Genomic DNA, 25,079 nt, shown 5'->3' with positions numbered 1-25,079 from the left:
GACGACTGTCCGCAGCAAGGAAGTAACCACATCAACGCGATCCACCGTTAACTTGACACACCCGACCGCGTCGGCTCTGGGAAGAAGTCGAGGCCGCGCACACCTGGTGGGCCGAGCACGACCAACCGGACTACCGGAAGTTCGTGGTGACCGTGACCGCTAGAGAGCAGCGAGTGGAGCTACCGGACTCGGGCTGGTCGCTCCGACTGGCCTGACCCGACAGCAGGAACCGCACACCCCGGGCACCACACAGAAAGACCGGGGTACTACCCGCACAGATCGACGGACTGGGAGGTCCTGCGGCTTGCGGCCGTAGTGGACCTCGCGGCGAACTCGACATCCTCGGTACAACGCCGCGTGACCGGCGGTGCTACTCCCTCATCACGAGGTGTGTCGGTGATGCTGGCGGCATCACCGACACACGCTGGCGCTGGGAGGAGTGCTCGAGGTAAGGACCGGCTGCGGTCCGCCCTCGAGCACGGCCCGCCGGGCTACTTGAGCGTGAGGACAAGCCAGATGTCGTCTTGGTGGCAGTCGATCATGTCACTGTTGAGCAGCGTGACCCGGACACCCGGATAGTTGCGGTCGCGGAGCGCGACCATCGGCCCGTGCCTTGGTGCGGGGCACAGCATCCGGTCGGCGTCCGCCCGCCGGCTCCACTCATTCAGCGCGACCGCCGGGTCAAGCTGGTCACCGGCGATGGGCCGGTCGTGGTCGTCCATCGTGGGCACGTCTTCCCCGTTTCGCTGATGCAGGCGGCGTCACAGGTTGTTCTTGGTTGGCATTGAAGCGACAGCGGCGGATGTCCGGTAGCTGGTTCAGGGGCGGCCTCGGTGGATGCGCCACCAGGTCCGGCCGGTGGCCGGGCTGGTCGGCGCGAGCTCGGCGGCCAGGGTCTCCAGGTCGGCGAGCAGATCGGCGGGGTCCGGGGCGGGCGGTCCGATTCGGACAGCCCAGTAGTCGTTGCCGCCTTGGGTGCACACGCAGCCGGGCCACCGGTCGGCCCATGACCACGCCGCGTCGGAGAGGGCTTGAACACGCTGCATGTCGTCGTCGGACTCGAGGTCGCCGTGCCACACGGTGAGCCACAGGAACCCGTTCGCGGCTTCCTCGGCCTCGGCGGCGAGGGTGCGGGCGTGGAGCTGGGTGACCAGCCCGTCGACGGCGGCTGGCTTGTTCTCGTTCATCAGGTCGTTCCTCCCATGCGGTCGGTCGGGTCAGCGTCGCCAGACGTTGACGCGTTCGTGGCGGAGGAGGGGGGCGCCGTGGGGTCCTTTGAGGTGGTCGGTGATGTAGATGCGTTTGCGGAGTGTGTGGTCGGGGCCGTGGGCCTGCCAGCGCCAGTGGCCGCGCACGACCCAGCGGTGGTGGTAGCGGCTGGGGTGGAGATCGGGTTGCTGGTCGGGGTCTGTGGGTCGGTAGCGGGAGCGGAGATCGATGAGGGTGACCGCGGGTTCGGGGCGTTGCTGGCGGGTGTAGACGCGGCGCAGGCCCCGATCGATGGGGGCGGGACGCTGCTCGCTGAGGGTGGGCTGGTCCATCAGGTGCCAGGCGGCGGCCAGTGTGGTGGCCAATGTCCGGAGGTGATCGGGGAGGGCGGTGACGGGGTGGTCCTCGGAGTGGACCGGCATGGTGTGGCCCAGGACGGGGAGCAGCGCGGCGGTCCGCTCGGGCACGACCGCCGCGCCGTGGGGGGCGAGGCGGTCGTCCAGGCGGCGCCGGGCCAGCCACAGGCACAGCAGCAGCCCGTCGGGTCCGGGCCCCCAGGACAGGGCGTCGATGGGGTAGTCCACGCCCTGGTAGGGCATCCAGCCCACGCCGCCGTCCATGACCATCAGCCCGGTGGGGGCGGGGCGGTCCTGGCTGCACCAGCGGACGGTGTCCAGGCTGCGGCCGGCCGCGGTGGCCAGGGCGGCCATGTCGGCGGTCACCCAGTACAGGGCGCCGGTGGTCAGGTGACGGGCCACGGTGTCCAACAGCAGGCCCTCGTCGTCGTCGACGACGCGACGCAGGTCGGAGTCGGGGTCGGTCAGCAGCCACACCATCCGGTCCCGGATTCGGGGCAGCACGCGGGGACGGATCACCGGGCCTCCTGCCGTCCCAGGATGGCCAGGGCACGACGGTGGGCGGCCATCAGCAGCTCATGCTCGTCGCCGGTGATCGTGGTGGTGTCCAGGTGCCGGATGCCGATGTCCACCCGCTGGGCGACCGCATACATCGGGGCGCGGGCCGCCAGACCCTGGGCCAGCTGGTCGCGGCGCACCGCGGCCACCCCGGGCCGGGTGAGCACCTCCAACGCGGCCCGCAGCAGCTCCCGGTCCCGGCGCGCGGCGTCCCGAACCTTCTGCGGTGACACCCCGACGTCCTCGCCCTGGGCGTGAGCCTCCACGACGGCGGCCCGCCGGATCTCGGCGAAATGGCCCACCAGCGCCCGTGCCTCGTCGCTGGCCTCCTCCGCGGCACGGATCCGCTCCCGTGGGGGCAGCGCACGCAGCCACGCGGTGAGCTCCGACGGGTCGAGGTGGGGCCGTCGCCCTGCCGGGGACCGCCCCACCCCGGAGGAGCTGGTCACCCGAGCACCTCGCGCTCGATCTCCTCAAACCGGGCGGCCACCTTGTTGAAAACAACCTCCAGCACGTCCCTGATGACGTCGTCCCGCTGGCCGGACCGTGCCGCCTCCAACGCCGCATCCAGGTCGAGCTCGGCATCCACCGGGCCGATGATCTCGCTGGTGGAGGGGAGCCAGGCGAACCCATCAGGGAGGAGGTCCTCGAGCTCCCGCTGCTGTTCGGCCAGGAGAGCCCGGACGAGTTTCTCCTGCTGGTCCTGTGTGTAGAGGCCGTTATTGATGTAGGCGTACCAGTCGTTCCGGACCTCGTCCTCACCGAGGGAGGGATCCCGGACCCACGTCGTGGTGATCGTCATACCCCGACGCTACCCTAGAGGTGCGATATAAGAAACCCTAGGGGTTCGTTCTTTCGGGTACTGTGATCACCCGTGACGACACCACTCCGTCCCGACGCGGCGGGCGGCCTCATCCCGTGCCGGTGGCTACACGGGGGGCCGGGTGAGGCGCAGGACGCGGGGTCGGTGGCGGAAGCGCCCCCGTTCCAACCTGGGGGCGTCGACCTCAACGTCGACGACCAGCTGCGATGCCACGGGGAGGTAGTCGGTTCCGGGGTGGTGGACCATGAGGCCGAGTTCTTCGGTGCCAGGCACCTCACCCTCGGTGTCCGGTTGGACGTGGCAGGCCATCAGGTAGACGGCGGACTGTTCGGGCGGGACTTGGCCGGTACGCCAGGCGAATCGCCAGACCTTCGCCTGTTCCTCGACGGTGACCGGGACTCGGGCCACGCGGGCCACCATCGGCCGGGCAGCGCCACCGACCGCGTCGGCGATGCTTTGTCCGACCCGTCGCGGGTCAACGTTCTCCCGTAGCGAGACACTGATCATCCAGGGCAGGCATGGCCATTGGTCCCACGAAGTCACGTCGTCTCTCAGTTCAGTTGTCGTTCAGTTCTCGAGCGTCGACAGTGGATACCTCGCCGACCAGATCGCGGTTCTGCCAGATCTGCACCGCTTGGTGGCCACGCTGGAGGTACGCCTCAGCGATGGTGGCCGCGTCGGACCGCGTCCAAGTCCAGGCGACCGTACTCCAGGAGCCGCCCCAGGGCTGTCGGAGAGGAATGGCGGTTCGGTCAACACCACCACCTCGTAGAGATCCCCGTCCGTGGCGGCGGCCTCAACTCCTGATGAGCTCTACTCGTCGGTGTCCCGGGTGCGTTTGCCGGGAACGCCTCGGCGGAGGGGACCGCTTTCGGGCCAGGGCTTCCCGCCGTGGTGCTCGGCCTCGAGTTCCAGAGCGTGCTTGGAGATTGCGTCTTCGAGGAAGCGGCGCATGGAGTAGCGAGGGTCAACGTCCTTCTTAATCCCGTTGACAGTGTTGACGGCCCACTGGAAGGAAGCGGTGTCGATCCAGGATTGCAACATGCTCTTGCCGTCTTGGTGACGGCCGGAGCGGGTGGCTCCCCCCGGGGAGCCACCCTGCGCTTCGGCGCTGGTCATTTGGTTACTCCACGCTCGTCCAGCCAGTCCAGCAAGGCCAGGTAGTCCGCTGTGACGGGCTCGTCTGGTACGTAGATCAGCAAGGGTTCCTGCTGCCAGAAGGACTCGGGGACCACCACGGCCTCTCGAATTCTGGGGGCCACCTTGGCCGCCCATGGGCTGTCGTCTTGCTTCAGGTCAGCGAGACGGTTTTGGAAGAACTTCCCGCGGTTGCTGGGTGGGACCCGGCAAGGAACGACGGCGTCGATGTCGAGGAGGTTCTTTTCAGTGCGCCTTGTTCTGCGGTTGACTTCGTTCAACGTCTTCTGCATCTTGCCGAGGCCGCCCGTCCCCTTCCAGTCCGGCGGGGTGCAGGTGACTACCCGGTCCCCATCCTTGGGGTCTAGGGCGTAGAGGACGTTGATGGTGAACACGGACTTGGAGCCTGGGCAGTCGAACAGCGTGATGACCTTGTCCTCATCTCCGTTCTGCTCGGCTTCCTCGAACGCTTCCCGGAGCCGGGTCCCGCCAAGGGGGTCCTGGTCCAAGGCGACCTGATCATCGTAAAGATCGGCTCCGGCGGGCACGACGGTGATGCGGGAGAGCCATTCGGCGGCGGTGGGGTCGTATTCCTCGGCGTGTGGGTTGGCGACTCGGATACCGACGGGGACCTCACACTCGGCGATGGTGTAGAGCACCTTGGTTCGCTCGCCGTCCTCCCCGATCACGGTGCGCTCGACGAGCATGTCCCCGGTGTGCCGGGGGGTGGAGCCGATGCCGAGGTAGTACTCGGCGTCGCACTGGGGGTCTAGGCCCACGACACGCACGCGCTCGCCACGCTTCGCCAGCGCGCAGGCGAGATTGACGACCGTGGTGGTCTTGCCGACCGAGCCTGATTCGTTCCAGATCGCGATCTTCTTTCCCATGATCTTGCCGTTCCCTCAAGTACGCGTTGCGGTGGAAGGGGGTGAGGTGATTCCGCCGGAATCACCTCGACTGTGGTCGGGAAGACCGGCCCGCGGTTAGGCGGCGTCGGTGGTGTCGTCTTCGGTCGCTGCGGCTGCGTCCGACGCGGCAAGCTTGTCCTTCTCGTACTCGCTGAGCTCGTGGTAGCCGAGTTCGGCGAGTCGGCGCACGTGGCGGGCGACGGGTCGGGGCCATGTCCTGCCGGAGGGGTAGACCAGGTCGCTTGCGTCGTGCTCCAGCGCGGCCAGGCTTACGGCCAGGGCGAGTCGTTGCGCCTGCCGGCGATCGGAGGCGATCAGCTCATCCAGCTCCGGAGCGTCCTCGACTTCGACATCCAACCACCCTCGGACTGCGGCGTCGTAGTGGAACACTCCATTTTCGACCTCACCCACCAGGACACCGTCGGTGAGGATGTCGATGATCGTGGTGGGCTTGAGCTGGGTGTGGTCGGTGAGGAGACGTCGGATCGCCTCGTTCCGGTTCCGGCCTGCGTCGAGGTGTGCCTGCCGCGCTTGGAACAGGGTGGCGTCGCGTTCGTCGTCTTCGGTTCGGGTGGCCGGTGCCGGGCTGGTGTTGGTCTTCTGGTTCTGGGCGTCCAGGGACGCCCGGATGTCCGGGTTGGGCAAGGTGCTGTAGTAGGCGAGGGATCCGCCGATGATCTGGGCGCCGGCGAGGTGTCCAGCTTCGCGTTCCGGTTCGACGTGCTCGGGCTGGAGCCGGTGTTGCCAGGCGTCGGCGCCGAACATCTCGCGGGGGTCGATCTCGGGTACGCCCTCGTCTTGGAGCCGCTGGCGGAGCTCGGCGGTGCGCTTCTCGGTTTCCGCGAGGGCGATCTCTCGTTTGACCGCGGCCTCGACGGCGATCCCGGTCTCCCGGGCGGTGGCGAATGCCCGTTCCCGTCGGTTTTTGGGGAGGTCCTTGTGTAGCAGGTGTTGGGCGTCGGTGATGGTGATGTCACCGACCTGGAGGGCGTCCTTGGCCGCCTGTGGCAGCGTCAGCAGCTGGAGGCGCTTGTGCACGTGGGACTGGCTCTTGCCCACGGCCGCGGCAATCTGTCGCTCGGTCATGCCCTGCTCGCGCAGCCGGCGGTAACCGTCCGCTTCCTCAAGCGGAGTGATGCCCTCGCGGTGCAGGTTCTCGATCAGGAAGACCTTGGTGATGGCGGCATGGCTCGCCAGGTCATCACGCACGATCACCGGAATCTTGGCCAGGTCCGCGAGGCGGGCGGCGGCCCACCGGCGGTGGCCGGCGAGGATGACGTACGGTGCCGCCGCGTCGATCGTGTCGGCCAGCGCGGGGGCGTCGGCGACGACGGCGGCGCGGGTGGCCACCACGAGAGGTTGGAGCACGCCGTGCTCGGCCATGGAGTCGGCGGTCTCGCGGAGCTGTTCGGTGTCCTGATAGCGGTGGGGCGGGTTGTCCGGATGCGGGGCGATCGTGTCCGGGGCCACCTGGATGACGCTGTGCGACGTGGTGTCCTGCTGCGCGGCCTCCAGGCTGCCCAACAGTTCCGCGGCCTTCTCGGCGCCGCCCCGAGTCTCCTGCTCCGCCTGCGGTGCGGTCCGGTCGACGACGCTGGGCCCCTTCGGTGGCTTCTTGGTGTTCCGCACGCGCGGCATCGGTCGTGTCCTTCCTCGGTGGTTCTCGTCTTCAGTGTGAGGAGAGTGGGGTGAGGCGGGTCGGTGCGACTCGCCTCACCCCGGGTTTCATCAGAACGGGGGCTCGTCGCCCTGCCAGTGGTCGGCGGGTGCGGCGGCGTCTCCCCCACCTCGGGTCGCCTTGTTGACCTTGACGGTGGCCCAGCGCAGGGACGGGCCGAGATCGTCGACCTCCAGCTCGATCACGCTGCGCTTCTCTCCGTCCTTGGTCTCGTAGCTGCGCTGGCGCAGTCGACCCGTGACGAGGACGCGCGCACCGCGATGGAGGGATTCCGCCACGTGCTCCGCGAGCTGCTTCCAGATGGTGCAGCGCAGGAACAGGGGGTCGCCGTCCGTCCATTCCCCCGCCTGTCGGTCGAAGGTGCGGGGCGTCGAGGCCACCGTGACGTTGGCGACTGCGACACCACTCGGCAAGAAGCGCAGTTCTGGATCGGCGGTGAGGTTACCGACCACGGTGATCGTGGTTTCTCCGGCCATGGCTTTGGGTTCTCCTGTCTCGGATGCGGTGGTGGCGTGGGGTTCGGGTTGCGGCTCCCACCCCTCACCCACATAACTATAGTTTAGTAGTTCTGGGTTGGTCAAGGTCCTGCGGGTGATTCCGCCGGAATCATCGAGTCTTTATGTTGTGTCGTGAGGGGCGGGCGGATGCTGGCCCCGACGGCGGCCGGGCCGGTCCGGAGGGGCCGGGCTCGATGCCCGGTCCCTCCGGGCTCCGCGCGAGCCGGGCACAGAGGTGGCCGGGGTCGGGTGTTTCCCCGGCCACCCGTGGCTAATCAGGCGGCCTTGGTGGTGGGCTCGGTGGCGGGAGTGATCCGGCAGCGCGTGAGGATGGTCTGCCGCTCGCCCCGGTACTCCTCGTGGTTCTTGACGGTGCCGGTGAGGGTCACGGTGTCGCCGGTGTCCACCGGTACGTACTTGCTGGCGCTCCACTTGATGACTGCGGGGCCGTCGGGGGTGTCCACGGCGATGATCAGTAGCGTGGTGTCGCCCCAGTGGTTTTCATCGCGCCACACCATCCGGACTTCTCCGGTGAGGTCGCGCAGCCTCTCCCCCACGGTGCCGAGATAGCGGAGGTGTTCGGCGCGGGCCTCGCGTTCGGCGCGGGCGCGGCGGTCCTGCTCCCGCCGGTAGATCGCTACACCCGCGACGGCCAGCCCGAAACCTCTGTCTGCGTCGACAAAGCGGCTGCGGTAGACGGCGGCGGTGTTCTCGGCGAACTGGTCGCCAGCCGGTGGCTGGTAGTCCTCCCGCATCCACCGGATGATCTCCTCGGCCTGGCCGAGGTCGGCGGTCGTGATCGTGGGAAGGTGCGGGTCCTTCCGCCTGCGGGTCAGGATCATGCGGGCGGCGTCGGTGGTCGGCAGCTTCCCCCACTCCTCGGCCGCACGGCTGTGGTAGCGGCCTCGGTCCCGCACGTCGGCGACGGCGGCGGCCACCACCTCGACGAGCTCGAACGCGGCGGCGGCGCGGGCGGCTCGAATGGCGTCGTCGAACTCGTCTTCGATCGCACGCCGGCCGCGGCCGAAGGTCTCCCACAGGTGCGCGGTGACGGCTCCGCCGGTGTAGTCGGCAACACAGGTCGATCCCACGGGCTTGATCGTCCCGTCGTCCCGGTGGCGCAGGAGGTAGGTTGTGGTGCGCCGCCGGCGGCGTCCACAGTGGACGCATGTCCCCGCGTGCTGGCCGTGCTCGCTCAGGGTGGCGGCGCCGAACGCGGTGACGGGTCCGGGTTGTCCGGTCTCCGCCTTGATCCCGTGATGGGCCTGGAGTCCGCCGAGGATCTGCCATCCGCCGTTGGCGTCGACCACGTCGGCCAGGGTGACAGTGACGTCTGCGACGGTGGTGCGGACGTCCTCCACGCGGCCGTCTTCGGTGGGGCACGGGGCGATGGTGTCGTAGGGCTCGCTGACCTCGATCGAGAGCAGCAGTCGGCCGTGGAACCTCGCCTCCCAGGTGCGGGCGGCGGCCGTGACTCGGGCGACCACCTGGTCGGCGTGCTCGGCGGGGTCCACCATGCGGCGCAGGGTGAGCGGCATGTCTCGGTGTCCTTTCCCGGTGATGACGTTGCGGTGGAAGCGGGGCGGGGGGACGGGTTGCGGCTTCCTCATCCCCCCGCCACTGACATCCCCAAATAAATATACTATAGTTATTTGGGGATGTCAAAGGGTGGTGGTGATTCCGGCGGAATCATCCGCGCCTGTGGTGGCCTGGGTAAGGCTGGTCAGCTCGGCGGCCAGGTTCTCGCGCTCGGCGAGTTGGCGTGTCAGTTCCGTGATCTGGTCGCGGAGTCGTTGCGTCTTGTCCTTGGTGTAGCGCAGTTTTCGGGGGGCCTCGTAGCGCGCGGCGGCCGTCCGGACGGCGTCCCGGTCGGGTCGGGTGAACCAGTGGCGGAGGATGGCCCGTACAACGGCGGCGTTGCGCTCGGCGGTCTTCTCCTGGTGTGGACCGTTGAGCCGCCACCTTGTGAGGTCGTCGACCTCGCTGGGGTCGAGTCCCGCGGTTCCTCCAGCGAAGCGCACGTTGTTGATCTCGGGGAGATCGTCGTACTCCCGAGGGAGGGCGCGGGGCTTCCACACGCCGTAGCGCACGGTGACACGGGTGGGGTTGGGGTTGTCGTCGTCGTACTCGTCGGGGAAGACGGTGTAGGTCCCGCGGATGCGAGGGCCGCGCACGGTGTAGGTGGTGCGGCCGGTCTCCCAGTTGGTGTGGACGGTGGCGGTCGCGGTGCCGTAGGCGTCACCGAGGGGCAGGGTCACCCGCTGCCGGCCCTGGGAGTCGGTCGTCTCCTGCTGCTCGGTGTTCCCCTCGGCCGTGGCCTTGTCGCGGTCGGTGGGGTGGGTGAGGATGGCGGCGAGCTGTTCGCCGAGGGTGGTCACGGCGTCGTCGTCGATCTCCTGCCCAGGGATGGTGACCACGCGGGCGCCGTGGTCGGTCGTGGCGGCCGTCCCGTCGCGAGTGATGGTGTAGCCGGCCGTGGCCACCTGCTCGATCAGGGTGCCCCACAGGAAGACGGCGGGGGGCTGGTCGAGGTCGTCCCCGTCCTCATCGGGCTCGGTCTCCTCGGCGTCCTCCACCGGGTCGGTCTGGGACATCGCAAAGACCGGCATCATGCGGAAGCGCGGCCGCTTCGGCGCGTCGGTGGTGTCGCTCTCGTGCTGGTGTTCCTGCTCGATGCTCTCGGCGTCGTCCTGGTCGTCGTCGACGCCGACCGGCCGCACGATCAAGAGGGCGCGCTCCCCTTTCCGGACGCGGCGGCCGCGGGCGCACCATCCCCTGAAGGTGTCCACGTCGCTGAGTTCAATTCCACGCTCGGCGGCCTGTTCCAAGAGCAGAACTTGGTTCCGCAGGCTGTAGCTCATGATCCGGCGGGACATGCCCAGTAGCGAACGGACCCGTTGTCCGATCTCCGCGCCGGACATCACCTCGTGTGCTCGTTGGGCCAACTGCGCCGCGCGCGCGGCTCGCTCGGCTCGCTCTTCCGGGGTGAGGGGGCGACGACGCTTCGACATGGTGGTTCTCCGTGTTTCTTCTCGTGCGGTGGGATTGCGAGGCGCAGGGGGCGGGTTGCGGCGTCCCACCCCCTGCGCCGTGACGTGATTCCGGTGGAATCAGGGCTGGAGGCGCCCGGGTCAGACGCTTCCGGGGTAGGCGTAGGGCTGGCCGTACTCGTCGAGGTGGTCCGGTGGGTTTGCCGCGGCGGCGTCGAGCTGCTCGCGGTGGCGGCGGTAGTCCTGCTCACCACCGTCGTCCTGGCAAGGCGGGATGGACTGCTGGAACATGCGAGTCACGACGTTCCTTTCGTTGTTGTGTTGCGGTGGTTCTCGGTGTGGGGTTCGGGTTGCGGCTCCCAACCCCCTCACACATGTAACTATACTATAGTCATTTCGGGAGGGCAAGGTGGGGAGCCTGATTCCGTCGGAATCAAGCTGTGTCCCCCGACACACACCCGGGGCCGGGGTGGTTCTGCCCGTCGCGTGGCCTCCGGCCCGAGCGCGGGGGGACGGTGGGGCGCAAGGCGGGGTCCCCTCCGGGGTGCCTTGTGCCCTGCCGGCACCCCGTGCTAGCCCTTGCGGACGCGACGGGCGGGACCACCCCACCGCGCCCCTCTCCCCCTCCTGCCCAGAGCGTGCCGGGGGTCCGGGGGCGGCGAGCGCCCCGGATCACGACCTGCGCGGGGCGGGGTCGCGTCGTTTGGTGATTGTTTTGTGGGTCAGTAGACTGGGGTGGTTCCTTCCCTTCTCATTGCGGTGGAAGGACAGAGCCTGCGGGCTCCGGAGAGGTCGGCCTTGCGGCCCGCGTTCGCGCGGATTTGGTCGGCCTCTTCGTGTTTGTGGACATGGCGGCGGGGCCGTCTCTTGGAGCTGCGGTGTCGTGGTGGTGATTCCGGCGGAATCATTCTCGTGCTCACCCGGGGTGGTGCCGGATGCATCATCCTCGCCACTCCTAACGCTGCCGTTTCGACCGCCGGCCGGTCGGTTTTGAGGCGGGGACCAGGGCAGGGGCCTCGGTGTCGTCGTCGGTGGCGAGGTCACGGTGGGCGAGAAGAACGTCGACTAGGTCACGGAGTTCGTCCTGGGGCTGGCGAATCCAGCGGGAGACGGCGCGGCTGGTGGCGGAGGGCTCTATCGGCCTGCCCCGGGCCGGCCGGCTGGCGCGGGCGTCGGCGATGGCCGCGTCGCGACGGGGTGGTGGAGCTGCTGGTGCGGGTGCGGCTGGCGGAGCCGGATGTGGCCGACCCGCAAGGGCCGTTGCTGGATGAGGGGGGAGGAGGGTGCGCTGCGGCTGGCGGTGCGGCGGAAGGGCACGTGGAACGTGGGCTATCCGGTGCCGGTGGGGATCACGCTGCCGGCGGCGATGGTGCTGGCTGGGCGCCGGGCGGCGCGGCGCGGGAGCTGCTCGGGCTGTGGGAGGCCAAGCGGGCGCACGATGAGGGTCTGGCTTCGGCGGCGGCGTACCAGCGGATTCAGGAGGAGTTGGTGAAGGGGCACCGGACGGTGACCTGGGCGGATCTGGTGCGTCAGGCGGTGGAGCGGTACGAGGCGTGAGGGTGGTGATGCCGCCGGCATCACCAGGGAGGTCGCTGTGTGGCTGGTCACGCTGTTGGTTGCGTTTGCTTCGTTTACTGCGGATACTGCGGTGAGGAGGTGTGTGGGATGAGTCTGGTGATGGTGGAACCGCCGGTGCAGCCGGATGCGGAGGACGTCTCGACTGCGGACGCCGCGGTGGAGCAGGTGCGGGCGTATCTGGCGCGGCATCCGCAGGGGCCGGAGAAGGTGCGCGTCCTGGTGGAGGAGGACGGGGAGGAGCTGGTGGTGCCGCGGGCGGCGGTGGAGCTGTTGGCTCGGGTGTTGGCGCACATGGCGGCCGGGCAGGGTGTGGCGGTGGTGCCGACGCACGCCGAGCTCACCACGCAGCAGGCGGCCGATCTGTTGAACGTGTCGCGGCCGTACCTGATCGGTCTGTTGGAGCAGGGGGAGATCGACTACCGCATGGTCGGGAAGCATCGTCGGGTGCGGGCGGCGTCGCTGTTGGACTATCTGCGGCGGGATGACCAGGCCCGGCGGGAGGCTGCGGACGAGTTGACCGCGTTGACTCAGGAGATGGGGCTCGCCTGACGTGCTTGTGGTGGTCTACGACGCGAACGTGCTGTATCCGAGCACGGTGCGGGACCTGTTGATTCGGATTGCGCAGGCGGGTCTGGTGCGGGCGCGGTGGACCGATCGGATTCTGGACGAGGTGTTCGACAACCTGCGGGCCAACCGGCCGGACCTGGATGCGGGGCGGTTAGGGCGGACCCGGGAGCTGATGGTGCGGGCGGTGCGGGATTGTCTGGTCACCGGCTATGAGCCGTGGATTGAGGGCTTGGAGCTGCCGGACCCGGATGATCGGCATGTGCTCGCGGCGGCGATCCGGGCTCGCGCACAGGTCATCGTGACGAACGACTTGGGCGATTTTCCTGTGGATGTGTTGGCGCGCTGGGACATCGAGCCGAAGAGCGCGGATCAGTTCGTGCTGGGCCAGGTCGAGGAGGCCCCCAAGGTCGTCTACGGCTGTGTGCAGCGGATCGCTGACTCGTGGACCTCTCCACCGGGGACAGTGAACGATGTCCTTGTGCGGCTTGAACATCAGGGCCTGCCGCAGGTTGTGGCAGCGCTGCGCGGCTCCTGACCGGTGGTGTTCGTGGTGGTGATTTCGCGCCGAATCACCTGTGGCGGTGGCGGGCAGGGCGGACGTACTCGCGCCACTGTTGCACAAACGCAGCGAGTTCAGTGCGTTCCGTGCGTTCACGGTCGAGGACTCGGTCGAGTTGTTGGGGGTTGGTGTGGCGGTGGATGGCGTCGAGGACCAGTTGGCGGAGTTGGTCGGGGTCGAGGGCCTCGACTTCCCATTGGATTGGGTGTGTGGGGTTGTAGCCGTAGCGGGTGGCGAACTTGGGCCAGCGGGGGTCGCCGGGTTTGGCTGTTGCGGCGGGGAGGTGGGCGGCTTGGTCGTGGGTGACGGCGAGTCTTTCGACGGTGTCCCAACAGTGGGTGCGGGTGGTCCAGTCGCGTTGGATGTCCAGTCCGGATGCGTCCCAGTCGCCGACGTAGGCGAGAACGGCAGGTCGGCCATCGTGTTCTACGCGGCCGCGAACGTCGTCTACATAGGACTGTGAGCCGTAGCCGCGGCAGATGATGACGGGGATTCCGTGGTCGTGGGTCCACTGTGCGATGGCGGCGCGGACGGTGTCTTTCTCGGCGCCGACCCATACTTGGGTGGGTTGTCCTTCGGTGTGGTCGCGCCGGTAGGTGGCCACCGCCGCGGTGAGGAGCTCGGTGGGGCTGGTGTAGGAGGGCGGGACGTGCACCTGGCGGACGGTGTCGATGAGCGGGGGGAAGTCGCCGCGGCGGCGTGCCTCGGCCAGCCGGGCGGACAGGCGCCGGTAGGTGGGGGCGCTGTGCGGGATGATCCCTCGGGAGAAGAGGATGTAGTAGAGCTGGCGGAGGGTGACGCCGTACTCGTAGCGGGTGACGATGTCGCGGGCCTGCTCGATCACCTCCGGCCAGTGGATGCGGTACATGTACCGATCGTGCGCCTGCTGGCTCAGACCAGACTCCGCTAACGCCCCATCGGGCGACCCTGCCCCGCCGGCTTACTTTTGTCACCGTGACGATAACGGGGTGTGCCTCCGGGGCTGGGTCGTCGAGGGTGGTTCTGCGGGTTGAGGGTGTGCTGGGAGGTGGGGGCGGAGGAGGTCGAGGGTGTCCTCGACGGAGAGGCCGTGGTGGAGGGCGTGAGCGATCGCGGTGAGCATCTGCTGGGTGTGATCGTCCATGGTGATCGCGGCGGGGCCCAGTGTGGCGAGGGTGTCGAGGGCGGTGCGCTGCCGGGCGTCGGTGATGGCGTTGATGAGGACGCGGAGGGTGGTCGCGGGGTGTTCGTCGTGGGTACCGAGAGCATCGAGGGCGCGTCGGACGGCGGGGTCACCGACGATGCGGGCGGTGCGGGTGGCGTAGGTGGCGAGGTGTCGGTCGGCCTGGCGACGTGGAGTGGCTGGTGCGGCTGCCGATGCGTGTCGGGTGGTGGGTGGGAGGAGCTCGTCGAGTCGGGCGAGAGCGTTCTGTTGGCGTTGCTCGGATTCCCGAATTCTGTCCACTATGGAGTGTTGGCGGCCGTGGGCGTGGCGGAGGGCCTGGGCGCGTGCCTGTTGGCCGGTGGCGGTGAGTTTCCGCCGGGTACGGTCCGGGCTGGTATCGCGGCGGCGGTGGGCGGTTTTGGCGTGCCATTCGGTGGGGGTCATGGCCCGGATCGGTGGGTCGAGGGGGATCACGGTGGGGCTGGTGTCCGGGTCGAGGGTCCACGCGCGAAGCCGACGGACGACGAAGGCGGCCAGGTCGCCGCCTTCGGCGCGCCAGGGGGCTTTCCGTTGCTGGTCGGGGGTGCGGTCCAGGGCCGTGATGAGGGCATCCACGCACCATCCGTGGTGAAAGAAGGGTTCCAGCACGCGGGCGAGGGCCCGCGTGCTGAGAGGGTCTAGCGGCCAGTCGGCGCGGCGGCAGAGCTCGGTGACCGCAGCGGCGATGTCGGCGTCGGTGCCGGGCACGACTCGGCCGGGCCAGCGGGCGCGGTAGTTGTCCATTGTGGATGGTTCTCCGTTCGCGGTGAAGGTGTTAGCGGAGCCAGGGGTGGCGTTGGTGGCGCTCGTAGCGGGCGCGGGCTCGCGCCCGCTGTTCGGGGGTGAGGGCCTGGTCGTCGGGGAGGTCTCCGGATGTTCGGCCGCCTGTGTCGGCCTTGGCGCCGTCTTCGGTGGGGAAGGGCTGGTGGTAGACGCTGTCGTCGAGGGGGTTGTGGTAGGGCACCCAGGTGCCGTCGGGGGTGGTGTAGGAGCCGGTGCCGCGGGTGGGGTGGCAGCGGGTGCAGGCCGCGCCGTCGCGGTGGTGTCGGCTGCTGTACTGGCAGGTTCCGCACCAGGGCAGGGTGCGGTGGGGCGGGGTGGCTCCGGCAGCTGTCCGGGGGGTGTGTGCGGTGCGGGCCTGGGCGATCAGGCGGGCGGTGAGCTGGTCGGATGCTGCGCGGGCGGCGGCGGGGGTGAGGACGTCGTTCGTTGGGGTTGGGGGTATCGGGCTGTGCCGGCGCAGGATCTCGGTCGTGGTGGGGGAGAGGCGGCGGGCCCGGTCCAGCACGTGTTCGGGCACGAGGCCGCTCGCGCCAGGTGGCAGGGCGGCGGCGCCGAGTCGGCCGTGGCGGGCGCGGGCGGTGGCATGGGCGGCGAGGTGGGCGCTGTGGCCGGGCAGGATGCGGCCGTGCTCATCGCGCCAGGCGGCCAGTCGGGCCCGAATCCACGCGGCTGGCCACACCACCTGGTCCGGCGGGCAGGCATCCACCGGTGCCCACGAGCTGGGCCGGAAGGTCAGGCCGTGCAGCAGGTCGGCGTTGGTCCAGCGGCGACGCCAGAACGGCTTGACCAGCGCCCGCACCGCCTTGGAACTCAGTCGTTCCAGCACCGGGTGCGCCTGCCGTAGCTCGAACGCGGCGGCCAACATCTGTCCCCGGGTCACCGGAACCTGATCATGGAAAAGCCCAGGACTCCGCTCCTTGTCAAGGCGGGCGCGAAGCGCCTCCATAACTTCAGTTGACACTGAAAGTTCGGTGCTGAAGCTGTGGACAACGCTCCTCGCGCGCGTCTGAACCACCCTCTCTACGCAAGATTCCTTGGAAACCGGGGGCGTTGGGGTCCCGTTTTTGTCCACAGCACGCTGGCTCTGCGGGCCTTCAACGGCACGCGCGGTCGGCTCCGGGCTGGCCTCGACGGGGGCGTGCTCGCTCGAGCCGGCCGCGGTGAGGAGCTCGGCGGCTGTGTCGGGGATGGTGGGAATGTCCTGTGGTCGCAGTGGCACCGTGAGCTGGTAGACAGCGGCGCGGTTGCCCTTCACCTCGTGGGCGAGGGCCATGGGGCGGAATTGGGGTGTGCTGCCCTGCTCGACGGTCACCAGCCAGCCCAACACTTTGAGTTGACGCAGCCAGGTGGACATCCGGGTCCGGCTCCACCCGGACGCCGCGATCAGCGCGTCCCAGGTGGGCCAAGTCTCCACCGTGGTCCAGTTCGCATGAGCGGCGAGCTTGCGGATCAGCCGACGCAAAGCGCGGCGAGTGCGGGCCTGGAGGTCGCCGAACCACGGTTCGGCGACCAGCAACCGGAGCCATTCACGCTGGGACGCGGGCGGCCGGACCTGCAACGCGATGTCCGCCGGCGCGTCAAGGTCACCAGCGGCCGGTTTGCCGCCAAGCGCGCCCCAGCAAGGCCCGCAGACGACGGTGCGCAATGGGATCGGCCGGGGCCGACCCGGTCGCAGAGCGCACGTCACGCACTCGGCCGGGTGTGTGTGTGGTGTGGGCACGGCGACCGACGGCGCACCGTCGCCGACCCGACCCGAATCAAGCACGCCGGCAGAAGTTGTCGGCGTGTCGCCCGGGCTGTTGTTGCGGATGTCGTCAGGGCGTGCGCTACCCTGGAAACACCGAGCCAAGGTTGGTGTCTCCTTCGGGTGGCACCGAAGCGGCGGAGATGCGCCAACATCTCCACCCGCACGCTCAGCAGTCCGGCCGGATGGTCTGCCAAACCTCCGGCCTTACCTCTTCGCTCACCCGCCCTACTGCCAAGGGACGGGTCTGCGTTGAGCGCGGGGATCGCCTCGGTGGCGTTGTTCAGTTAGCCCCTGGTGATGTGTGTGTTAGGCGCTGCGGGAGAACACCTCCTTCACGGGGTGGTGGTTGCGACCCGTGCGTTTTCTCTTGGCGCGCTTGGCCTCTTGCTTGCGGGCCTGCGCGGCTTCGGCACGAGCCTGGGCCAGTAGGGCCAGGACCCGGTTCGCGACGTCGGGCTTGATCCACGGCGGGGGGTCTTGCCCGTGGGCGTCAGCGAGCGCGACCGCCAGGTAGTCGCTGATGTTGATACCCCGGTCGTCAGGTTTTGCGGCCGTGGCCAGGTTCCGGTAGCAGCGGCCGTGCTCATCGGGCACGCGCACCGTGAAGGCTTCGCGTGCTCCGTAGCTGGGTCGTCCTGCCATGTCCGTGATCATGCCATTACTGCATCAGGTTGCGACTCACGACACGCCGGGCGGTGTTAGCACTGTTGCCGGTTGTCACGTGATCGTGGCCACGGCGCGCCCTGGCGCCAGGGTCATGTCGTCGCCTTCTCTTCGTCGACACTGAAGGCATAGGCGGTCCCGGTAACAACATGATCGTGTCTACTGTGGACTTTAGGCCGCAGCGCCGGTGTGGTGGTCCAGCTGGCCGAGGGTTCGGCCGGTGTGTGCGGCAGCGCGGCTCCAGGTGTGGGCGATCGCTCCGGGGTTTAGGCGGCGCGGCGTGCGTGGCCGGCGTTGGGCGTGGGGAGCAGGGTGAGGAGCTTGTCGCGGCGGATGTAGCCGAGGGCGCGCATCTTCTGGTCCAGCGCGGCGTGTTCGCGGTTGGTGTCGTCGGAGGGCCAGCGTTCGGCCAGGCGGGTGCGCCAGCGTTCGGCGGGACGGGTGAGGCGGGGGAAGCCGTACTCGGTGCCCCAGCCCCACCACAGGCGGCCCTGGCGGTCCAGCCAGCGCAGGGTGTCGGCGTGGGCGGCGGAGGCGGGGGAGCGGCGCCCTTCCCAGCTCATGTAGAGGACGTCGCCGGTGTAGGTGAACACGATCCGGCTGGTGCGGACCAGCCACATCACATCCCGCACAGCCTGTAGGGACGGCGGCGTTCCTTGGGGTGCCACCGTGAGCAGGCTTCTCCCGCGTCGTGCCCGGCGGGCCGGCCGGACGGGCACCGGCGGGAGGTCGGGGAACAGGGTGAGCTGCTGGGGCTGCGGGTCTTGGGCGTTCATGACGGGTTTCGCTCTCGAAAATCGCGTGCTGGTCTGAGGTGAGATGACCGGCGGTGGGACGGGCCGCTAGGCCCGGAGCCCCGCGGGTCGGCGCTCGATGCGCCGAGTTGCGGTCCCCGCGCCCGGGGGCTGGGGGTGAGCTGCTGGTGGTTGGTGTGCTTTTGGTCGCCGGGCCGGGAGAGACCCCGTGTACGGGGTCTCTCCCGGTTGTCGTGTGGCCTGGTTCAGGAGGTGAGGGCGGCGGCGATGTGGGCGCACTCGGCCCGGTGGGCGCGGGCGCGGCGTCGGGCGGTCTTCCGGTCGGTGCAGCCCTCGACTGACCAGTCACAGCCTGGGACGTTGCACCAGGCTCGCGCCCCGTCCGGGGTGGGGCGGGTGGAGGTCCACTGCGGTTCGCCGTGGGTGTTGCGGGGGATGGCGGTCCGGTCCACGGTGGGCGCGGCCGGGGCGGTGACGGAGAGCACCGGCTCGGCGAGTGTCACGAACCGGGCGGCGTCCATGCGGTTGGTGACGTCGGTGCGCTCCCGGTAGATGTGGGTCCGGGCTGCTGCCTGTGCCTGGTCGGGGGTGTCGTAGCGGCCGGTCCAGCCGCATCCACACGTGGCGGTCGGGGGCACGTCATACACGCGCACCGTCGCCGTGTGCTCGGTCTGGCCCTGGTCGTGCTCGACTGTGGGGGCGGTGACGGCACCGGACCGGCCTACCGTGCCAGCGGCGCGGTTGTCGGTCTCGGTTGGCCACACCACGTCAGTCGGGGCCGGCGCGGTGTCGGCCGGCTGGTCCCGCTCGTCGTGGTCTTCGTCGACCACCGGCGCGGTCGGCGCCGGCCGACGGTGGTGGAAGGCGGCACGGGTCAACTGGAGGCGGGCCTCGGACGTCCAGCAGTCCCGGCACGCGTTCTCCGCCCCGTATCCCTGTTCGACCAGGGCCGGGATGGCGTCGGTGTACCGCCGGTACACCCCGTGCCGCTGCTCCAGGTCGACACCGCAGAACGCCCTACCGTCGTCGCGCGCCGACCCACTGTGCAGCACTTCACCGGCCGTCCCGATGACCAGCTCAGGCGTGGTGTCGATCGTCTCAGCGCTACTGCCGCGGCGCAGCGCCCGCCGCTGCCCATGCTGGGCCGCGAACGACGCCAGCAGCTCGACCAGGTTCACCGCCTGGTCTGCGTCGGTCAGCTCGATCTCGAGCTTGACCTCACCGGCACCATGGCTGGTGGTGATCCCCGCCTGCACCGGGTCCCCTACCGTGCCGATCGTGATCCGGTCCGGGCTGTGCGTGTTGTTTCCCCAGCGTTCCCCGAATCCGCCGGTCGCCGACGTCAACCGGCCGACCAGGGTCGCACGCTGCGCCGCCCGCGCAGCTTCCCTGCGTGCTCCAGCCTCGATCTTGCCGCGCAGGGCCAGGAACCCCGGCAGCAGCCGACGGCGGATGTCGGCCACCACGGCGGCCGGGTCACGCTCGGCCCGATTCGCGCTCACCCGGATCACCGGGTTCGTGGTGCAGTAGTCGACCAGGTCCGACCAGCCGGACGGCAAGACACCTCTGATCTCAACCTTGCCCCGATCCGCGGCCCGGTGCGAGGTCAGGCAATGCACGGTCAGCGCATACTCGGGACCCACCAGAATCGATCGGTCCATCCAGCGGCCGGCGTCATCCATCACCGTCCACCCGTCTCCCAGGACGGCCGCCAAGGCGCCTGTCAACCTCGGGGACTGCACCGGCTGATCATCCGAGCGCATGATCGTGCCGCCGGTGGTGTCGGTGGTGGTGCCCATGATGGTGTTTTCTCCCTCGTTCGTGTCGTTCGGCTTGTTGTCCTGCTGTCCCGCGGCCGCGCCGTCCGTGTCGTCGGCGATCCCGTACCGCTGCCGGTGTCGTTCGACCATGCGATCCCGCTGCCCCTCGTTCTCCCAGCGCACCGCCCACCCGCACACACACCGCGCCACCCGACACGCCTGGCTGCCCGGGTCGATGTCGTGCGGCCCGTCATACCCGGCCGGGGTGTCACCGGTCTGCCAGTGCCGCCACACCACGGGCGACAGCCCCGACCCGTCCGCAGCCAACGCAGCATCGACGGTCATCGATGCACCCGGGGTGACGTCCTCACCCCGGGTCGACTCGACCGCATCGGCGGGCGTGTCCTCACACGGCTCGGCGGGGGACACGGTGCGGGTGGCCGCCGAGTTCTCCGCGTCCAGGGCGAACAGGTCGCCCTGGACGCCGGCGTCGTTGCCTTCGGGGTCGATCGGCGCGGCCGGGTCGGTCGGGGGCTCCTCATCGGGCGTTTCGTCGTCGGGGTCCTGCTCGAGCACGACCGGGGCCGGCGCGGTGTGCTCGGCGGTGGGGGCGTCCTGCTGCTCGGCGGCCTCGGTGGTGTTCTCCGGGGGTGTCTGCGGGGTGTGCGGGTCGGCCTTGTGGCGGGCCAGGTTGCCGGCGCTGGTGAGACCCATCCATCGGTTGCAGGTCGGGCAGCGCCCGTAGGTGCGGCGGCGGCTGAGCTTGGGGCCCAGGTGTGGGCCGCCCAGGGTCTTGGTGGCGGTGGGTCGCTGGCCAGCTCCGTTACACACGATCACGGTGTCCCCCACGGGAAAAGAAACGGTCGGTGTGTCTGGTGTGGACGGCTGCGGGCCCGGCCAGCGGGCCCGCAGCCTGGCGGTCAGTGGCGTGCGGCGGTGAGTCCGGGGTCGTGCCCGGTGATCGGGTCGCAGAGGGTGTAGCAGCCCTGGCACAGGGCCTCTTTCCGGTCGTAGGGCTCGCCGAACGGCTGGAGCCACCGGGGTGCGCGGTCGAGCGGCTGACGGCAGCACCCGCACCGCCACGGGTCGTCGCGGCCGTCGATCCCGAGGGCCATCCGGCATTCCGGCGCGCAGCAGCGGCGGACGCCGACGAATGCGCCGCCACACCACTCGCATTCGCTCACGAACCGGTCACAGGGCGCGCACGTGTTCCCGGGGGTCTGGCACACGATGCATCCGGGGCCGGTCTCCCAGTCGGTGTGTGCGTGCGGCGTGGGGTCTGGGGTCGGGGTGGTGGTGCCCATGAAGAGGCGGAGGCGGCGCAGGATGGTCGAGAACATGGGTCGTCACTCCTGGTGTGGTGTCCCGGTCGGGGTCGGTGATGTTGTGGGGGCTGCGGGCCTGGTGGCCGGGGCCCGCAGCCTGGCGGCGGTCAGGTGGGGGTGTGGGTGCGGGCCTGGCGGCGCTGGTTGCGGGCTGCGCGGTAGGTCCTGGCCAGCCGCTCCAGGGGCACGCCGGCGGCAAGGCCGATGTCGTATCCGCCGGTGCGGCGGGTGTGGCGGGCGGTGCGTTCGGTGGTGATGACCCAGGTGGCGGGCAGCTGGTCGAGCGTGGCGACGGTGTCGATTTCGCGGGGCAGGATGGCCTGCACGGTGGGGGTGGTGTCGGGGTCGCCGACGGCGGGAGCGCCGAGCGCGGGGAACCACACCACGATGTAGGCGTCCGTGGGGTTCTCGGTGTGCACGTGCTGCACCACCAGGCCGCGCACAGCCTTCGCCTGGCGCTGGCCGTCCTGCCAGGGGCGGGCGGTGATAACGGAACCCTTCTCGGGAAGCTGCGGCACGGTGGTGGTCTGCATTTCTGTGGTTCCTTTCTTTGGTGTTTTTCTCATCCCCTCTTGCGGTATCCATACTATCCTGCGGTATGCGTACCGCACAAGTTGGGAGACCCCCGATTTTGGTGATGCGCGTCACATGTTTGCGGGTGTTTGTGGTGTGGTTTTTGGGGTGGCCACCCATCAAGGGGGCTCCCAAAAAGGAATCTCCCTGTCGACCTGGCGTGAGCCCTACCAGGCGTGTCAAGGGGGCCCCTTTGATGGGTGGTGGGGTTGTGGTGCCAGGTGGCCCCCTTGACGCGGCTGGTAGCCCGTGGGGAGGTCGATGGGGAGATTCCGGGAGCCCCCGTTCCGCAGCCGCGGTTGTTTGCCTCCTCCCTGGAGACCTGCCGGGGGGTGCGGGGGGCGGCGAGCGCCCCCGCCTTTTCCTGCCTGGCCGCAGGGTTGCCCCTGTCGGCGGGGACCGTCGGGGTTTGTCGTGGTGGCCCTCCGGCGCGTAGTATGCATACCGCGCTGTGGTTTTCGGGCGATTTTGAGGGGCGGGTTTATGGCGTTGGTGATTTCGGAGCCGTCTGGGTCGGTGTGGGGTTTGCCGCCGTTGGATGATCCGGGTGATCGGTGGATTTCGGGGACGTTGTTGGCGGCGTTGGCGGCCGAGCCGCCGAACTGGTTGACGAAGATTCGGGCTCGGCCGCCGGCACATATGCGGCCGTTGCCGCGGGAGGCGCGGTTGCCGGAGTTGCCGCGGTTGACGTGGTATCCGCTGCGCGAGTCGCTGGCGTGGTTGGAGCGGGCCGGGATGACGCCGCGGTATGAGGTGCTGGCTGCCGCGCCTCATACCGCGGAGTAGGGGCACAGGGTTGCGGCCGGGTCAGCGGCGGCGGGTGAGGTTCCGGGCGCGGTGGCGGGATCACCCCGGGTCCCGGCCGGGGCCGGGGTGGAGGTCGTGGTCGGTGAGCACGGCGATGTCCGCCCGGCCGGCATCCAGGCAGGCGCGGCACGTCCACGTACGTGCGCGGAGGCCGGGGTCCCATCCCACCAGCACGGTGCCGGGGCCGAGCGGGTGGGGCGGGTCGTGCCGGCAGTGGGTCGGTGCGATCTCGGCGATGCGGCCGTCCGGCAGGCGGCGGTACCTCATGAGCTGGGACGCTAGCGCCCACACGCCAGTGTGTCGAACACATGTTCGATGTAGTCGGCTGGTCGACAGGGTGGTCGCGGTCGGGTGGGTGCTGCCGTATCGGCCGGTCTGGCTGCAGGGCCGCTGAACGACACCGCGTGGTCGGTGATCGGCGTTACCGTCCGCGCATGGAAGTCAATTCCTGGATGGTGTGGGGTTTGTCGGCGCTGCTGGTGCCCGCCGCTGGACTGGCCGGACATGTGCACCTGGGACATCGGGTTCGGTGACCAGGACGGCGACGAACGCTATGACGAGGTCAACCCCTACGGCTACCGCGACGAGGACGAGACCTGATCCCGACCCGGGTGGCCGCGAACGGGTTCGACCCGGAATCAGCCTGAGAACACGTCCGTGGCCCCCGCGGAGAACACGGATGTGCCCGCCACGGGTTCGCCTTCTGCGCGCACCCCCGGACTCGTTCGCGACGCGAACAATGGTTTCCTTGTTGCATGGGTGATCACGCCGACGAGCGGGCCGCCCGGCTTCGGCGTGCGCGTGCGGCCGCGGCCGGGATAGCGGCCCGCCGGCGCGCCGCTGATTGTCGCTATCTGGCGCAACTGCCGGATACCGACAACGTGTTAGCGCTGGTCAGCTACGTCGTACGCGCACGGCGCTCGGTGGAGGCGACGGTGCTTCGGGCGGATGTGGCCGCTGGACTGTCCCTGTTGGACTTCATCGAGGACGAGGCCGACCGGTTGCGTCTGCTGCTGTTGCGGGATGTGGCGCCCGTGGCGGGGATCAGCCGCAGGGAGCTGGCCGAGTGGAAGGGGGTGACGGTCGCAGGGATCGAGGCCCTCCTCCGCAGGCTCGAAAGCCGCGTCGAGCACGGCGACGCGAAGGATGAGAAGGTGCTGCGCGCTCGGCGCCGCCGGGCGCGGCGGGATGCGCGGTGGCGTGCTCGGCACGCCACCGCGGTGCGACGGATAGCGGCCGCGCTGGTCACCCGCGCCGCACTGCTGACCGGGCTGCCGTCGGCCACCGAGTACGGGATGCCGGTCGCGGATCGGCTTGAGGAGCTCGCGGCGGAGCTGGAGGGGTGCCCGCCGGGAACGGTGCCGCCGCCAAGCTTGGTGGTGTGGCTGTGGAACGTGTGGGACGCGGTCACCGCGTCCCCGGGGCCATTGCCGGACGAGGACGGCCTCGTGGCCGCGGTGACCGAGGGAGGCCGGCTGCGCGCGGACTACCGCGCACAGGTCGAGGAACGCTGAACGCTCACGGCGTGCCGGAGGGGCCGGCCACACACCGGCCCCTCCTGTCGGTTGTGGGCCCTTATCCGTAGGTGAGGGTCCAGTGGTGGGGGAGGAGGAGTCCGGCGGCGCCGGTGTCGGCGTGCCGGAGGGTGACTGTCCATGCGGTGGCTGGGGGTCGGCCGGCGTGGTGCCAGTCGGCGGTGAGGGTGGCGAGGTGGTCGTGGAGGTGGTCGGCGCCGGCGAGGGTGATCCCGCCGTCGTGGTGGATCCATGCGGCGCCGTCGGTGGGGTCGACGAGGGCGCAGGCGCCGCGGCTGGGGTCGAGCTGGTCGCCGGCGAGGTAGGCGCGGCTGGTGCGGGGGTCGCGGATGCCGAGATAGCACCACAGGTCGTGGTACTGCTCGGTGGTCAGCTCGGTGTCGGTGCCTTCGGCGGGCCGGAGGCGGGCGGCGGGGATGTCGTGGGCCGGGTCGTGGTGAAACAGCTCGGCGGGGCGGAGGTGTCCGGCGGCGGGCATGAAGTCGCCCCACATCGCGATGCGGGCGGTGAGTTCGCCGCTGTCGTTGCGGCGGGCGGTGAGGATGGGGTGCACGCCGGCGAAGGCGAGGGGGGCGAGGATGAGCCCGTCGTCGGTGAGTTGGTCGAGCCAGTGTGGGGGGATGCCGGCGATGCCGCAGGTGGCGATGATCCGATCATACGGGCCGTTCGGCGGGTGGCCGTCGTAGCCGTCACCGTGGATGACCTGCACGCGGTCGACCAGGTCGAGCGCGCGAATGGAGTCGGTGGCGCCGGCCGCGGCCGCGGCGCCGGCCTCGATGGTGGTGACGGGGGCGCCGGTGATGTGGGTGATGAGCGCGGCGTTGTAGCCGGTTCCGGCGCCGATCTCCAACACCCGGTGCCCCGGGGCTAGGTCGAGCGTTTCGAGCATCTTTGCCATGAGGGAGGGGGCGGAACTGCTGCTTGGGGGGTCGCCGTCGCGGCCGGTGTGGGTGATCAGTGAGTTGTTGGCGTAGACGATGTCGAGCACCGCCTCGTCCGGCATGGTGTCCGGGGCGAGGGTGTGCTCGTCGGCGCGGTAGCGGAATCGGCGGAGGCAGCGGTGGCGCGGCACCGCCGCGAATGCGCGT

28 protein-coding genes are annotated in these 25,079 nt (G+C 69.7%); 5 read left to right on the top strand and 23 right to left on the bottom strand.

Annotated elements, in window-relative coordinates:
- Positions 1-491: 491 nt before the first annotated feature.
- The 13 genes from IEY55_RS30025 to IEY55_RS29965 form a co-directional block, all read right to left on the bottom strand.
- Complete coding sequence (locus IEY55_RS30025) at positions 492-722, bottom strand: hypothetical protein (RefSeq protein WP_189061961.1); 231 nt, start codon at positions 720-722, stop codon at positions 492-494.
- Positions 723-818: 96 nt separating this feature from the next.
- A complete protein-coding gene (locus IEY55_RS30020) occupies positions 819-1,187 on the bottom strand; it encodes a hypothetical protein (RefSeq protein WP_189061960.1) in 369 nt (122 codons plus the stop codon).
- A 30-nt stretch (positions 1,188-1,217) separates the two neighbouring features.
- Positions 1,218-2,084 carry a hypothetical protein gene (locus IEY55_RS30015; protein ID WP_189061959.1) on the bottom strand — a complete coding sequence of 289 codons (867 nt, stop codon included), beginning with the start codon at positions 2,082-2,084 and terminating at the stop codon, positions 1,218-1,220.
- Positions 2,081-2,572 (bottom strand): hypothetical protein, encoded by a 492-nt coding sequence (locus IEY55_RS30010; protein WP_189061958.1) that lies wholly within the window; start codon positions 2,570-2,572, stop codon positions 2,081-2,083. The genes IEY55_RS30015 and IEY55_RS30010 overlap by 4 nt, the downstream gene beginning before the upstream one ends.
- A complete protein-coding gene (locus IEY55_RS30005; protein ID WP_189061957.1) occupies positions 2,569-2,925 on the bottom strand; it encodes a hypothetical protein in 357 nt (118 codons plus the stop codon). Before IEY55_RS30005 ends, IEY55_RS30010 begins: the two co-directional genes overlap by 4 nt.
- Before the next feature lie 126 nt (positions 2,926-3,051).
- The gene (locus IEY55_RS30000) at positions 3,052-3,453 is read right to left on the bottom strand and encodes a hypothetical protein (protein ID WP_229686894.1); all 402 of its coding nucleotides are present in this window, start codon (positions 3,451-3,453) and stop codon (positions 3,052-3,054) included.
- A gap of 306 nt (positions 3,454-3,759) precedes the next feature.
- On the bottom strand, positions 3,760-4,065 hold the full coding sequence (locus IEY55_RS29995; RefSeq protein ID WP_189061955.1) for a hypothetical protein: 306 nt from the start codon (positions 4,063-4,065) through the stop codon (positions 3,760-3,762).
- Positions 4,062-4,970 (bottom strand): ParA family protein, encoded by a 909-nt coding sequence (locus tag IEY55_RS29990; protein ID WP_189061954.1) that lies wholly within the window; start codon positions 4,968-4,970, stop codon positions 4,062-4,064. The genes IEY55_RS29995 and IEY55_RS29990 overlap by 4 nt, the downstream gene beginning before the upstream one ends.
- Before the next feature lie 96 nt (positions 4,971-5,066).
- On the bottom strand, positions 5,067-6,629 hold the full coding sequence (locus IEY55_RS29985) for a ParB/RepB/Spo0J family partition protein (protein ID WP_189061953.1): 1,563 nt from the start codon (positions 6,627-6,629) through the stop codon (positions 5,067-5,069).
- Between the two features lie 90 nt (positions 6,630-6,719).
- On the bottom strand, positions 6,720-7,145 hold the full coding sequence (locus IEY55_RS29980) for a single-stranded DNA-binding protein (RefSeq protein ID WP_189061952.1): 426 nt from the start codon (positions 7,143-7,145) through the stop codon (positions 6,720-6,722).
- 296 nt (positions 7,146-7,441) lie between these two features.
- Complete coding sequence (locus IEY55_RS29975) at positions 7,442-8,704, bottom strand: hypothetical protein (protein ID WP_189061951.1); 1,263 nt, start codon at positions 8,702-8,704, stop codon at positions 7,442-7,444.
- A 123-nt stretch (positions 8,705-8,827) separates the two neighbouring features.
- Positions 8,828-10,177 (bottom strand): ArdC family protein, encoded by a 1,350-nt coding sequence (locus IEY55_RS29970; RefSeq protein ID WP_189061950.1) that lies wholly within the window; start codon positions 10,175-10,177, stop codon positions 8,828-8,830.
- Between the two features lie 120 nt (positions 10,178-10,297).
- The gene (locus tag IEY55_RS29965; RefSeq protein WP_189061949.1) at positions 10,298-10,456 is read right to left on the bottom strand and encodes a hypothetical protein; all 159 of its coding nucleotides are present in this window, start codon (positions 10,454-10,456) and stop codon (positions 10,298-10,300) included.
- Between the two features lie 900 nt (positions 10,457-11,356).
- Here IEY55_RS29965 and IEY55_RS29960 point away from each other — a divergent pair.
- From IEY55_RS29960 to IEY55_RS29950, 3 genes are all read left to right on the top strand, one after another.
- Positions 11,357-11,713 carry a hypothetical protein gene (locus IEY55_RS29960; RefSeq protein WP_229686893.1) on the top strand — a complete coding sequence of 119 codons (357 nt, stop codon included), beginning with the start codon at positions 11,357-11,359 and terminating at the stop codon, positions 11,711-11,713.
- Between the two features lie 108 nt (positions 11,714-11,821).
- Positions 11,822-12,283, top strand: a complete 462-nt coding sequence (locus IEY55_RS29955) for a helix-turn-helix domain-containing protein (RefSeq protein ID WP_189061947.1) — start codon at positions 11,822-11,824, stop codon at positions 12,281-12,283.
- A 10-nt stretch (positions 12,284-12,293) separates the two neighbouring features.
- Positions 12,294-12,836, top strand: coding sequence for a PIN domain-containing protein (locus IEY55_RS29950; protein ID WP_229686892.1), 543 nt, complete (start codon positions 12,294-12,296; stop codon positions 12,834-12,836).
- 34 nt (positions 12,837-12,870) lie between these two features.
- Here IEY55_RS29950 and IEY55_RS29945 read toward each other — a convergent pair whose 3' ends face one another.
- From IEY55_RS29945 to IEY55_RS29910, 8 genes are all read right to left on the bottom strand, one after another.
- On the bottom strand, positions 12,871-13,728 hold the full coding sequence (locus IEY55_RS29945; RefSeq protein ID WP_189061945.1) for a hypothetical protein: 858 nt from the start codon (positions 13,726-13,728) through the stop codon (positions 12,871-12,873).
- 81 nt (positions 13,729-13,809) lie between these two features.
- Positions 13,810-14,787 (bottom strand): hypothetical protein, encoded by a 978-nt coding sequence (locus tag IEY55_RS29940; protein ID WP_189061944.1) that lies wholly within the window; start codon positions 14,785-14,787, stop codon positions 13,810-13,812.
- Positions 14,788-14,818: 31 nt separating this feature from the next.
- The gene (locus IEY55_RS29935; protein WP_189061943.1) at positions 14,819-16,384 is read right to left on the bottom strand and encodes a hypothetical protein; all 1,566 of its coding nucleotides are present in this window, start codon (positions 16,382-16,384) and stop codon (positions 14,819-14,821) included.
- Positions 16,385-16,879: 495 nt separating this feature from the next.
- On the bottom strand, positions 16,880-17,215 hold the full coding sequence (locus tag IEY55_RS29930) for a hypothetical protein (protein ID WP_189061942.1): 336 nt from the start codon (positions 17,213-17,215) through the stop codon (positions 16,880-16,882).
- A gap of 287 nt (positions 17,216-17,502) precedes the next feature.
- Entirely contained in the window at positions 17,503-18,012 is a 510-nt protein-coding gene (locus IEY55_RS29925; protein WP_189061941.1) for a hypothetical protein, read from the bottom strand.
- Between the two features lie 224 nt (positions 18,013-18,236).
- Complete coding sequence (locus tag IEY55_RS29920) at positions 18,237-20,582, bottom strand: hypothetical protein (RefSeq protein ID WP_189061940.1); 2,346 nt, start codon at positions 20,580-20,582, stop codon at positions 18,237-18,239.
- An 89-nt stretch (positions 20,583-20,671) separates the two neighbouring features.
- Positions 20,672-21,091 carry a hypothetical protein gene (locus IEY55_RS29915; protein WP_189061939.1) on the bottom strand — a complete coding sequence of 140 codons (420 nt, stop codon included), beginning with the start codon at positions 21,089-21,091 and terminating at the stop codon, positions 20,672-20,674.
- A 92-nt stretch (positions 21,092-21,183) separates the two neighbouring features.
- Entirely contained in the window at positions 21,184-21,609 is a 426-nt protein-coding gene (locus tag IEY55_RS29910; RefSeq protein WP_189061938.1) for a DUF6409 family protein, read from the bottom strand.
- Between the two features lie 574 nt (positions 21,610-22,183).
- On the opposite strand from IEY55_RS29910, the gene IEY55_RS29905 reads away from it, so the two are divergent.
- Complete coding sequence (locus tag IEY55_RS29905; RefSeq protein WP_189061937.1) at positions 22,184-22,435, top strand: hypothetical protein; 252 nt, start codon at positions 22,184-22,186, stop codon at positions 22,433-22,435.
- Between the two features lie 60 nt (positions 22,436-22,495).
- Here IEY55_RS29905 and IEY55_RS29900 read toward each other — a convergent pair whose 3' ends face one another.
- Positions 22,496-22,723 carry a hypothetical protein gene (locus IEY55_RS29900; RefSeq protein WP_189061936.1) on the bottom strand — a complete coding sequence of 76 codons (228 nt, stop codon included), beginning with the start codon at positions 22,721-22,723 and terminating at the stop codon, positions 22,496-22,498.
- Positions 22,724-23,211: 488 nt separating this feature from the next.
- On the opposite strand from IEY55_RS29900, the gene IEY55_RS29895 reads away from it, so the two are divergent.
- Entirely contained in the window at positions 23,212-23,970 is a 759-nt protein-coding gene (locus IEY55_RS29895) for a hypothetical protein (protein ID WP_189061935.1), read from the top strand.
- Between the two features lie 61 nt (positions 23,971-24,031).
- On the opposite strand, the gene IEY55_RS29890 is transcribed toward IEY55_RS29895, so the two are convergent.
- The coding region (locus tag IEY55_RS29890) for a protein-L-isoaspartate O-methyltransferase family protein (RefSeq protein WP_229686891.1) at positions 24,032-25,079 on the bottom strand (1,048 nt) is incomplete at its 5' end.

The sequence above is a fragment of the Longimycelium tulufanense genome, assembly GCF_014645795.1.
GTDB lineage: Bacteria > Actinomycetota > Actinomycetes > Mycobacteriales > Pseudonocardiaceae > Longimycelium > Longimycelium tulufanense.
This window is presented reverse-complemented; position numbering and strand designations above follow the sequence as displayed.